Here is an 11044-nt window from a genome sequence, read left to right as displayed (position 1 = left end):
TGTTAAATACCTCTCTCTTTTAAGGTTTTCTCACCCATCCTTTTCGTCTTTCCTATACACAGCATTTCAGATAACGTTCCCACCATAAAAGAAGTCCTGAACGTTAGCGAAGGATTTGGGTGAGCGAAAACGAACCTTTTATGCTGTGTTGATGTGGCGGCATAACTAAATCATTCCCCAAATAACGTGCCAGACTATATCTACCCAAAAGTGGATGCCAACTGCAGCCAGAAATCCAAATTTCCTGAAGTAATAGGCAGCAAAAAGTGAAAGTACTCCGTTGAGAAGAATAATCTCAGTCATAAGAGCAAATGGAATTTCATTAACAGTATTCAAACCAAAAAGAATCATTACCGAAGGAATATGCCCAAAAGCAAATGCAAGAGCCGAAAAAATGGCTACAATCCAGAAGATTTGATTTTGCCACCTCTTTTTTAGAATTACATAAGAGATAAGCCATACCCAGAATGAGATGAAAAACAGACGAAATATTAGTTCTTCTCCAATACCAGCAACAGCCGAAGCAACGAGGGAAGTGGGAAATGTTGGATGAGGAAGTGGTCCTAAGGTATGAAATTGACTCAAAATGGCATCGGCGAAAATGAAAAATACACCGATGCCTAACCCAATGAATGCGGGAATTAGAAGCCTTTGTTTGTTGGAAACTTTCGAATCCCAAATGTCAGCAAAGCCAAGTTTTTGTGAAAGTTTTAATCCAAGAAAACCCAAACCACCATATAGAACAAGCATAATGACTGCATTCACAAGGGCAAGCACTGGTTTAGGGGCTGGAAGTTCTTGCTCTGGCAAAATTGGTAGAAAAGAACCTTGAGGTAAAAAGATATTAATTGCTGCCAAGATAGTAAAAGCTATGATAAGGGCAATATAGGTCTTGATTGATAGATCTGCCTTATTCATATTTTTTCTCCCATTTTAAAATTCACACCATTTATTATGTAACCTAAATTTAAGCTTTTTCATCTTATGACTGTAAATTCCTCAATGGGTCTCCGAACACTTGGCTTAGGTTGAAACTTTGAATAGCCAACACGCAAAACGAATTGAACGGGTTTTTTAAGACCAAGTGATTCTCCAATTTGCTCCTTCCATGGCAACTCCTCGATCAACTGTGACATAGGATGAACGGCGATTCTGAGCTCTGTGCATTTCAGTGCCAAACTCTCAAATTCTCTTCCAGCATGAAGTAAAGACGAAACTGATACATCGTCACTGGTTATTACTATGAAGCCAGCACAATTATTTGCTTGATTTTTGATGTTCTCCACACCTTTATTGCGGAAAGATCCAGAGAGAGCACTCTTTCTGCTCATAAATGTATACCAGAAAAACTTTGCCATGCCTGACATTCCGAGCATCTCTGGTGTAAGACCGTCCTTTCTTTTTTTGACTTCAGAGCGTGAAAATCTCAGCCACTCTGACAGTTCTTTCTGTTTTTCGTCATCAAACGCCTGTTTTTTACTTGCTTCTATTGTGCTCTTCGTAATCCATTCACCTTCTTTACTCTCTCTTGGAAAATAGGTAAGGTGATGGGGCAAAAGTTTTTTGAGTTCCTTTATGTGCAAAGGATCCAAATCTCTATTCTCATAAGGTTTCCTATTAGTTACTCTCATTTCCATCAGCTCCAGACAATTGTCTTTCAGTGGGGGGCATCTTACTAATTTCACCTTCAGAATATCTATATCTTTAGGATTAGTTGCCAGGACTTCTGTTTGAGCCTCAAATCCAAATGCGAGACAAGATTGAACTAAGTTTTCCCAAAAAATACCTATCGAAAGCAAAAGCTCTCGATTATCAGGATCAACTTTTGGTATCCATCTTGTCGAATCGGACTGGATTACCAACCCAGACTCTGAAATGATCTTAACTCTCCATGGTTGCGTATTATGCGAACTGGGAGCGAGAGAGGCGTATTTAAGAATTTGTACTATATTTTCGGGCATGCTCATCACTTTGTCTCCTTTCTTTGTATGTTATAATTTATTTCTCTTATCTCCAATTTATACCATATAAAATCCCCTGTTTCAAGCTTCCATGTTACAGAGAGAGTTGCCGGCACCCTGATACCTTCGAATTCCTTGTAATTCTTCTTAGCTGTAATAACCCATCTTTCCAGAGTTGAGCCTTCTTTACGATAGTAATAGCGATCTGCCTCGAAGCTCACAAAGTCTCCGTTCTCATCAAATTTGAATGTGCCTGAAGCTGTTACTCCCCCATAGCTCATCGTAGCCTTTGCTGCTGTTGAATTTATTTCTTCCCAAGAGATATAATCGCTCAACGCTGATGAAGGATGCCACACAATTTCACCCAGATACCTCAACAAAGCCCCTTGGTCTATCTCTTTTCCTTTTGCATTAACAACGGGAATGAGAGAAAACAATTTGATGAGCATGTGACCTCTTCCTTCTTCGTATTTGTCCCTCCCAGAAAGATGCAAAAATGGAGCAGCCTTAACATCTGCTATCCATATAAAGCCGGGAGGATTTGTGAGAGTATATTGTTCTGCGTCCACGGACATCCAGTTGCTCTCTGGTTTAATTCTCATCTCGCCCTTCTGCCTTAAGTGAACGGTATGAATTTCCTCTTTTCCTATAATATTAGAACGCTTAAGCCACCTCTGCACCACGGGTGGAAGCTCATCAACCGTTTCTGCAGTTACTATTCTTTTCTCTATTTCCTTTTCCGGGAGGAATGATTTGAGTTCATCGTTTACTATTCTGTCAAAGCTCCAGCTTCCATATGAAAGAACACAGGCAATAAGTATTATGAAATTGGCAATAGTTCCAAACTTTGCATCTTTCCAGTAAATGATAATCAGGATTTGAGAAACAACAATTACAATAACTGCAACCATCCACCACCATTCTTTTCTCGCCAAGTATGCTACTCCAGAAAGAATGGAAAGTAAACAGGCAGTCAACCAGACTATTCCTACCATTTTAGATAAACCGCCCGATAAAGAAATAAGTGTTTCTCCTGGTAGTTGTTTTACCCGAGTTAACTTCCATTCCTTCACGAATCCAAACAGATGGATTAATCCGTGAAGGAATATGACAAACGAAAATATTATTCTAATCATAGTTTATCTCCTCCATCTCTCATTATGAGCATTCTGCCGCCATTTCATATAATTCGTTTATATCTGCAATGCGGATATCCTTCCAATTTGGGGGTATATACGCAATATTGCAAATATACATACTTCCGGACGCATTCATACCTCTTCCCTCTTGAAAATTGAATCAAGAGGATTTTTTATGCTTGTCAAGCTTGCCTTGCTGACATGAGTATAAATTTCTGTCGTTTTGCTGCTCTTATACCCAAGTATCTCGTTTTTCCCAATCTCAATTTTCACGGCAGGTATTTTGCAGTCTCCTCAACCGCCATATTCTAAACCTCGTCCTTTATTCTATTCCCTTTTTTAATAATCTTACTTTCTTTTTCTCCCCGTAATTATACAGACTATTTCCAAGCTGTCAATTGGAAATTGCAAGCGTGAACACATCTCGCTTACACTTTTAGGAGGATTTAAGGATTTTACCGACTATTCCGTTTACAAAAATATCTCTTTCTTTATAGGATTCGGCCCTTTTTCTTTAATCTGTTGGGTGAATTTGGTAATCACATCCCGGAAACGGCTGCCTTCAGACGCAGAAATCCAAGCAAGCCGCAAACGGTCAGTCTCAATGCCCAATTGGTCGAAAATCTTTTCGAGAAGTGCAATCCTTCTTCGGGTATAGTAGTTGCCGGTCTGGTAATGACAATCACCAGGATGGCATCCTGCTACAAGCACCGCATCGGCTCCCCTGAGCAGAGCGGCGAGGATAAAGAGCGGATCAACCCGACTGGAGCACATTACCCGGATTGGAATCAAAGTCGCCGGCATCTTCAGTCTTGAGACTCCTGCAAGGTCGGCTCCCGCATAGGAACACCACTTGCAGAGGAATCCAATGATACGAGGTAAAAACTCTTTCTCTTCCATTATGCCTCTCCCAATTCATCGAATTCTTTAATTTTGAAGGTCGAAATCGGAATTTTCTCTTCGAGGTCTCGACCCGGCACATAATTGAAAAGTCCCTGGGTTGCTTCAGCAATCTTTGTAAAAACAGTACCTACAGGAATTGATATTGGACAAACATCCGAACACATTCCACATCCCACACAGCTCAAACTTATATGGATCATCCGTCCGATATGATAAAAGATAGTACCTGAAGGTAATCTCAATGCCCCCCTTCTCTCGAGTTCTTCTTCGTAAACTCTGGGACCCGTATCATTACTCGCAGAATCAAAGTAACAAAGGTTACAGTAGCAGATTGGACAGGCTCGACCACAGGCGTGGCAGTTTATACAGCGACCAAAGATATCAATCAAGCCGGGTATCCCGAAGTTTTCTGTTTTTATATTCTGCCAGGTCTTCTCTTTATATCGTGTTCTTTCTTCTCTTATAGAAGATAATGTGGCAGAATCGAAATCTTCTTCAACGAGGTTGTTTTCAATACCTTGGAGTAATTCCTCACCCCGTTCTGTTTTTATGAAGATAGTAGTTTTATTATTGTTTTCTCCATCGATAATGGGAAGAATAAGGTCGGCATTTTCCGGAACAAAATTCTCACAGAACCGACAGCATTCGCGTAAGCCCTGTTTCTGATTTACATTGGCAACCTTTTCTTCAATATTACCCTTTATTTCTTTAAGCGAAAGAACACCTGGACAGATAAAACTGATAAATATCAGATTTTCAATATTCGCCTGCTCCAACTTGACCAATTCATACAATGCCCTGAGTTCACATGGTCTGAGCACAACCACAATAGGTGTCTGAATCGGTTCGAGCATGGTGAGTCGGGAAAGCATCTTGCCTCCATTTGCCGGCATAACCGGTGCGGTCGGTGTAAGTTTATTGAGGAGATTTTTGTCGGTTACAAATCCATAAAAATAATCCTGGTCATAGCAGAGACTGAATACACCCTTGATTTTTTGCTTCTCAAATAGCGATGATAAAAGATCTTTTATTGCATCATCGGGAGATTTTGAAATCTTCAATGCCTTCATTTCGTCTCCTGGGCGTCCTCATATTCATGGAATTCATCTTCTTTATAAGTAAGCACCGGAATCGGTTCATCTTTATCTCCTCCTGGTAGATATCCAAACATCTTTTGCACTTCATCTCCGACGAAATTGAATATCTGACCCACTGGAATATCCATAGGACAACCGTCCTCACAAACACCGCACCCCACACAGGAAAGGGACATATGGTTCATTCTTCCCAGGTGGAATAACATGCGGTCAACCGGGAATCTAATCCCACCTTTTTTTTCTGTCCTTATGAGATAGTCCTCAAATTCGCGCTTCAGCTGATCCGTGGACTCAAAGAAGCACTGACGGCAGTAACAGATCGGGCATACCCTCATACAGTTATGGCAGTTTATACACCCTTTAAAAAAAGTTTCAAGACCTTCAATCCCCCTTGTTCGGTTGTGAAGTTCTGTAAATGTCTTATTTCGAATCTCTTCCTTTCTCCTTAAGAGTTCGTTTTTTCGATTTTCCCAATCCGCGAGGTCGTCAGTCGATTCAAAACCGAGCGATGTAAAGATTTCTTCTCCCTTTTTAGTTAAGGGAACGATGACAAGAGATCGGTCATAGAATCCGATATGGAGGTCTGAATTAATTTCCTGGTTACTGAAATGGTTGCAGACCCGACAGTTTGGACGGAGCCCCTCAGGTTCCCACTTTTCAAGGAGCGAAGAGAACGATTTGTCGTATTTTTCCGGTTCGATAATATAATCTGCTGTTTGATATACACCCGGGCAGTCAAGGCTCAAGAATGAGACATCTTCGAGTGTTACCTGCCTCAACTTTGATAGTTCAATCATCGCCCTTATTTCACAGGGTCTCATAACACATAATATCTTAAGCCCCAATCTTCCGAGTCGAGTGAGATCCCTAAATGCCCTGGCACCCTGAACCGACATTATTGGAGGAAGCGGGATGCAGTCCTTAAGAACATTTTTATCTTTTATCAATAGATATGTAAATGATTCACCGGTAGGAACTCTCACCGGCACGAAGATTGCATTGAAAATCTGTTTTGAAATCAGAGACTCAAGAATTTCTCTTATTTTAGTATTTATATTATCTGAGTTTTTTATAATTTTTCCCTTCATCTAAGTATCTCTCTTGCTTCATAATAAAGTTGTTGATTCGTAAAGTGGCGGTGGCTTGCTGCACCTGATGGGCAGGATGCGGCACAATTTCCACAACCACGACATAAAACTTCGTTCACAACTGAGATATGCTTACGTTCGTCGATGGATACTGCACCGTAGGCACAGACCTGGACACAGACCCCACAACCCATACAGAGGGAATCAGAGATTTCTGATGCCTTCGCCTCGATCGGTAATTTTCTTCCTGGAATCAATGCAGAAAGTATTCGTCCCGAGGCTGCCTTTGCCTGTAGTATCGATTCTTTAATATCCTTTGGTCCCTGGCAGGTCCCGGCGATAAATATTCCATCGGTCAGGGTTGAAACCGGGCTCAACTTAATATGTTCCTCTTTAAAGAATCCATAATCATCCACTGCGATATTCAACATTTGAGCGAAATCTTTAGTCTCTGGATTCGGTATCAAGCCGGTCGCGAGAATCACGATATCGACATTCAGATGCTTTTCTGTTCCATCCCCTGACCCGTACTTGAGTTCCAGTTGATTCCCATTTTTGCCAACACCAATTTTATCAAATCGGATGAACTCAATACCTTTTTCCCTGGTCTCTCTATAAAATTTATCATATTCCTTCCCTGGCAGGCACAATTCCTGATAGAACTGAATAACCTTGATATCCGGTCTCTTCTCTTTTATCAAACGGGCAAGTTTCATTGAATTGACACAGCAAAATTTTGAACAGTAACCCAGTTTTTCCCGGCCCACACAGTGGATTATTGCGAGGGTTTTTGATTCATTTGGAATTTTTGTCAGTCCCTCTTTTTCAAATTGGAGTGCGGTGTAGACATTCTTCAGTCCATAGCCGAATTGGTCCAGCCCTTCGGGAACAAATTCCTGCGCACCAATCCCCAGAACTACGGAACCAGCCTTTAAGTTGATTTCTTTTTCTTTATTGACTATCGTCACGATAAAATTGCCGAAGAAACCGAGGATTTCTTTGACCTGACTATCTTCGAAAACCCTGATCTGGGGCTGGTTATTGAGCTCGGCAATCTTTTCCTGAAGAAACCTCTGGGGATCCAGCATACCTGGAAAGAGCCGTTTTAGATTCTTGAGCATACCTCCGAGCTTATCTTTATCGATTAGATAAACAATTCTATCTTGCTGGGCAAGACTGAGTGCGGTTTCAATCCCGGTCATACCTGCACCGATGACCACAACATCGGGGTTAGCTTCAATCTCCTTCTCCTGCAATTCACTGTGAAACCTCACCCGATTGATTGCGGCACGAATCAGACGAAGGGCCTTTTTCGTGGCTGCCTCTTTATCCGGGATCGTCCAGGCACACTGCTCCCGTATATTCACCAGTTGTAAGAGGTATGGATTCAATCCAGTTTGGGACAGAACCTGCATAAAAGTTGATTCGTGTTGTTTCGGGGAACAGGCGGCAATCACAATATGATCAAATTGATTCTGTTTAATCGATTCAGCAAGAAATTTTTTGCCCTCTTCTGAACAGAGCAGTCGGTGCCGCTCGATCCCGGCAACTTTCTTTTCCTGATGTATATACTCGGCAATCTTATCTAAATCTATTGCCTCGGCAATATTGGGTCCACATTCACATAAGAAAAGACCTATTCTTGACATTTTAGCTCCCGGTGAGATGGAGTGCGGCACCGGCCGCAGCCTGGGCCTGAAGAATTACATCCTGCATAAAGTTGGGTCCCTGGGCACAACCGGCGATAAAGATTCCGGGGCGATTCGATTCTATTGGATTGAATTCAGTGGTTTTAAAAAATCCGAATTGTTCCTGCTCCAGATTGAGTAACCGCGCAATCTCTTTGGTCCCGGGATGCGGCTCAACCGGAGGTGCCAAAACCACCATATCAACATCAACCGCTTTATTATCTTCATAGGTGAGGTGTAACCCATTTTCGTTCTCGGAGATAGATACTTTTTTCGTCCGTATCAGATTTATTCCCTTTTCCTTTATTTCCTGGAAGAATTTCTGATTCCCCTTACCCGGAATAGAAAGTTCTTTATAGAACTGATACACCTTTACCCCGGGTATTTTATCCAGGGCGTAACGGGCGAATTTCGTCAGATATAGACAACAGATCTGAGAGCAGTAGCCCTTTTCTTCTCGGCCGACACAGTGGATGAATGCAATCGATTTTGGTGGTTTACCATCGCGGGTCAGGATCTCTCCTGCAGTGGGTCCATTTGATGCCCTGAGTCTTTCAAATTCAAAGGCTGAAAATACATTCTTAAATTTTTTATAACCCAAATCAGAGAATTTTTCCGAATCGGACAGCCTGAATCCGGTGGCGATAATGATCGACCCGACCGATATCGAGAGTTCTTCGTCCTTATCATCATAGATGATGGCATCGAACATACAGGCCTCTTTACAGGCCTGACAATCTTCACCCTTTGCCCGCAGGCAGTTTTCCATATCAATTGCAGGAACATTGGGCAGTGCTCCGGCACAGGCAAGATAGATCGCCTTTCGCTTGGATAATCTTTCTTCAAACTCATTGTCGAGACTGACTGGACAGGGTTCAAAACATGCCCCGCAACCGATACAATTGACCACACTTACATACCTTGCCTTCTTCAAAATCTTCACCTGGAAATTACCCGGTTCACCTTTGATCTCTTTCACTTCACTCAAGGTTAATAGTTCGATATTCTTATCTTCTAAGACTTCAGACTGTTTCGGTGCAAGCATACAAGTAGCACATTCCATCTGGGGAAAGACCTCTTCTGATTTAATTGCAGAACCACCGAAATAGGACTCCTTTTCTACAAGGTAGACCTTGCGCCCGGCACGGGCACATAAAAGGCTGGCCTCAATTCCGGCCAGACCTGCACCGATCACCAGAATATTTTTTTCTTTCATTATTCAAGAAAGGATTTTTTCTTCAATGGGTTTGGCCCCGCCTTCTGAATCGATTCGGCAAACTCCTTGGTCACCTGAGAAAAACGCTGTCCCTCTGACGCTGAGATCCAGGATAGTCGAAATCGATGGGGATCAAGATCAAAAGTCTTCAGAATTTTACTGAGGAGTGCAAATCTTCTCCGGGTGTAGTAGTTTCCCGTCTGATAATGACAATCGCCCGGATGACAACCTGCAATTATGACCCCATCAACACCCCGAAGATAGGCATTCAGGATAAAGATGGGGTCAACACGGCTTGAACACATCACCCGGATTGTCGTAAGATTTGATGGGACTTCCAACTTATTACTTCCCGCCAAATCAGCGGCAGCATACGAACACCAGTTGCAGAGAAAACCGATAATATTCGGTTCAAAAGTATGGTCCATCTTCCCTATTAGAATTGAATTTGGGCATTATATTTCCCGCCCTCATCACGACAGAAAAGTAGAGTCTTTCCGGTCTTCTTACACCAGGCCTCAACATCCCTGGGAAATGAGGGACAATCGGCCAGCACCTCGAGCACATCACCGGGTTGAAGCTTTGGTGCCTCAGTCGCGATCTTCAAAACGGGCTGAGGGCACTTCAAACCTAAAAGTTCAAGTTTATGAACTGCCATTTTTTACTCCTTAGAATGCAAATGTTATCTGTGCACCCTGAATATCTGCCATAAATGTAGTAGCACCAACGAGCTCGACATCATCCCGAAGTTCCTCTTTCTTTACGCCTTTAGCTTCAAGAACCAATTCACAGAGATAAAACTTCCCACCAAGATTTTTAATGCCGTTCCAGAGTTCTATTGCATCAGGATAGCCCTTCGCTTTCAGATTCTCAATCACCCCCGGTTTCATAAGATCTGCAGCCCCCGGTGTAAAGAAAATGTAGACTGTATCACCGGCAGCGGCAGCCGCAGAACCTAATACCAATGTTGGTATTATGTTTTTATTTTCTGAACCATTACAAACCAATGCTACTTTTGCCATATTACTCTCCTTTAATTTGATTGTTAAAAAATTAAGAAAAATTCCATTCATTATAATTCAAAAATTTTGTAATGTCAATAGTTAATTAACGTTGCAATGATTGTTTTTATATATATAAGTAGTATTTTATGTAGTATTCTTTTCGCCGTTGTGAATTGAATTAGAAAAGAAAAAAACAATATGCGCCCAATGTATGTGAACGTTACTCAATAAAATCAAATACAATCTACGTATAGAATCGCCAGGTGGAAATGTTAATTTCTGTAGGAGAATAGTATTTTATTAAATGCGAATATACTGAAGAGTCCACCGGTATGGATGAAAATAACTTTTTTGTATTTCTTCACTTTCAACTGCTGGAGCATACCATAGAAGGTCTTACCTGTATACACCGGTTCAAGGATAATACCGGTCTTCGCGACCCTTTTTATTATCTCCACCTCTTCTTGATATGGAATTGCATATCCCTGGCCAACATAGCCATCGATTAAATTTATATCGTTTTGTTCGATCTTGATCTTCATATTAAATCGGGATATCGCCCGCTCGCAGATATTAAGAATCTTTTCGGTAAAATATGGTACTGTGTCACAAATAATTACTCCATTCAAATCCACATCCACTTTCAACAGTTTCTTACCCAATAACAATCCTGCGTATGTTCCTCCTGAACCAACTGCACAATACACTGCATTAATTTTTTCTTTTTTTATAAATCCCGCCATCTCCCGCATACAATTAAGATAACCTAAGGCACCGATCTCATTCGAACCGCCTTCTGGAACAATATATGCTTTTTCCCCTTTGCGCGCTAATTTTTGTGCCAGCCTATTCATAATCTCAGTCCGATGATCTTCATACTGTTTCGTACTAATATAGGTGATCTGAGCATTGAGTAAACGGTCAATCAAGATATTGCCGGTCGGTATT

The 11044-nt window shown here is 41.6% G+C and carries 12 protein-coding genes and 1 pseudogene; all 13 read right to left on the bottom strand.

Annotated features, from left to right (window positions below):
- Positions 1-165 precede the first annotated feature (165 nt).
- Positions 166-918 (bottom strand): CPBP family intramembrane metalloprotease, encoded by a 753-nt coding sequence (locus ENI34_07460; protein HEC78962.1) that lies wholly within the window; start codon positions 916-918, stop codon positions 166-168.
- A 59-nt stretch (positions 919-977) separates the two neighbouring features.
- Complete coding sequence (locus tag ENI34_07455; GenBank protein ID HEC78961.1) at positions 978-1967, bottom strand: hypothetical protein; 990 nt, start codon at positions 1965-1967, stop codon at positions 978-980.
- Positions 1967-3097: a hypothetical protein gene (locus tag ENI34_07450; GenBank protein HEC78960.1), complete on the bottom strand. Its 1131-nt coding sequence runs from the start codon at positions 3095-3097 to the stop codon at positions 1967-1969. The genes ENI34_07455 and ENI34_07450 overlap by 1 nt, the downstream gene beginning before the upstream one ends.
- A 135-nt stretch (positions 3098-3232) precedes the next feature.
- Positions 3233-3349: pseudogene (locus ENI34_07445) on the bottom strand (recombinase XerC).
- A 222-nt stretch (positions 3350-3571) separates the two neighbouring features.
- Positions 3572-4000 carry a hydrogenase iron-sulfur subunit gene (locus tag ENI34_07440; protein HEC78959.1) on the bottom strand — a complete coding sequence of 143 codons (429 nt, stop codon included), beginning with the start codon at positions 3998-4000 and terminating at the stop codon, positions 3572-3574.
- On the bottom strand, positions 4000-5073 hold the full coding sequence (locus tag ENI34_07435; protein ID HEC78958.1) for a coenzyme F420 hydrogenase: 1074 nt from the start codon (positions 5071-5073) through the stop codon (positions 4000-4002). Before ENI34_07435 ends, ENI34_07440 begins: the two co-directional genes overlap by 1 nt.
- Positions 5070-6188 (bottom strand): hypothetical protein, encoded by a 1119-nt coding sequence (locus tag ENI34_07430; protein HEC78957.1) that lies wholly within the window; start codon positions 6186-6188, stop codon positions 5070-5072. Before ENI34_07430 ends, ENI34_07435 begins: the two co-directional genes overlap by 4 nt.
- Positions 6185-7837 carry a CoB--CoM heterodisulfide reductase iron-sulfur subunit A family protein gene (locus ENI34_07425; GenBank protein HEC78956.1) on the bottom strand — a complete coding sequence of 551 codons (1653 nt, stop codon included), beginning with the start codon at positions 7835-7837 and terminating at the stop codon, positions 6185-6187. The genes ENI34_07430 and ENI34_07425 overlap by 4 nt, the downstream gene beginning before the upstream one ends.
- 1 nt (position 7838) lies before the next feature.
- Positions 7839-9092 (bottom strand): CoB--CoM heterodisulfide reductase iron-sulfur subunit A family protein, encoded by a 1254-nt coding sequence (locus ENI34_07420; protein HEC78955.1) that lies wholly within the window; start codon positions 9090-9092, stop codon positions 7839-7841.
- Positions 9092-9520, bottom strand: a complete 429-nt coding sequence (locus ENI34_07415) for a hydrogenase iron-sulfur subunit (protein HEC78954.1) — start codon at positions 9518-9520, stop codon at positions 9092-9094. Before ENI34_07415 ends, ENI34_07420 begins: the two co-directional genes overlap by 1 nt.
- 8 nt (positions 9521-9528) lie before the next feature.
- On the bottom strand, positions 9529-9750 hold the full coding sequence (locus tag ENI34_07410; GenBank protein HEC78953.1) for a SirA-like protein: 222 nt from the start codon (positions 9748-9750) through the stop codon (positions 9529-9531).
- Between the two features lie 10 nt (positions 9751-9760).
- Positions 9761-10114, bottom strand: a complete 354-nt coding sequence (locus ENI34_07405) for a peroxiredoxin (protein HEC78952.1) — start codon at positions 10112-10114, stop codon at positions 9761-9763.
- Between the two features lie 254 nt (positions 10115-10368).
- Positions 10369-11043 (bottom strand): pyridoxal-phosphate dependent enzyme, encoded by a 675-nt coding sequence (locus ENI34_07400; protein ID HEC78951.1) that lies wholly within the window; start codon positions 11041-11043, stop codon positions 10369-10371.
- Between the last annotated feature and the right edge of the window lies 1 nt (position 11044).

The sequence above is a fragment of the candidate division WOR-3 bacterium genome (assembly GCA_011052815.1).
Taxonomy (GTDB): domain Bacteria; phylum Hydrothermota; class Tepidihabitantia; order SM23-42; family SM23-42; genus DRIG01.
The sequence above is the reverse complement of the archived record's forward strand: the minus strand, read 5'-3'. Positions and strand labels throughout refer to the sequence as shown.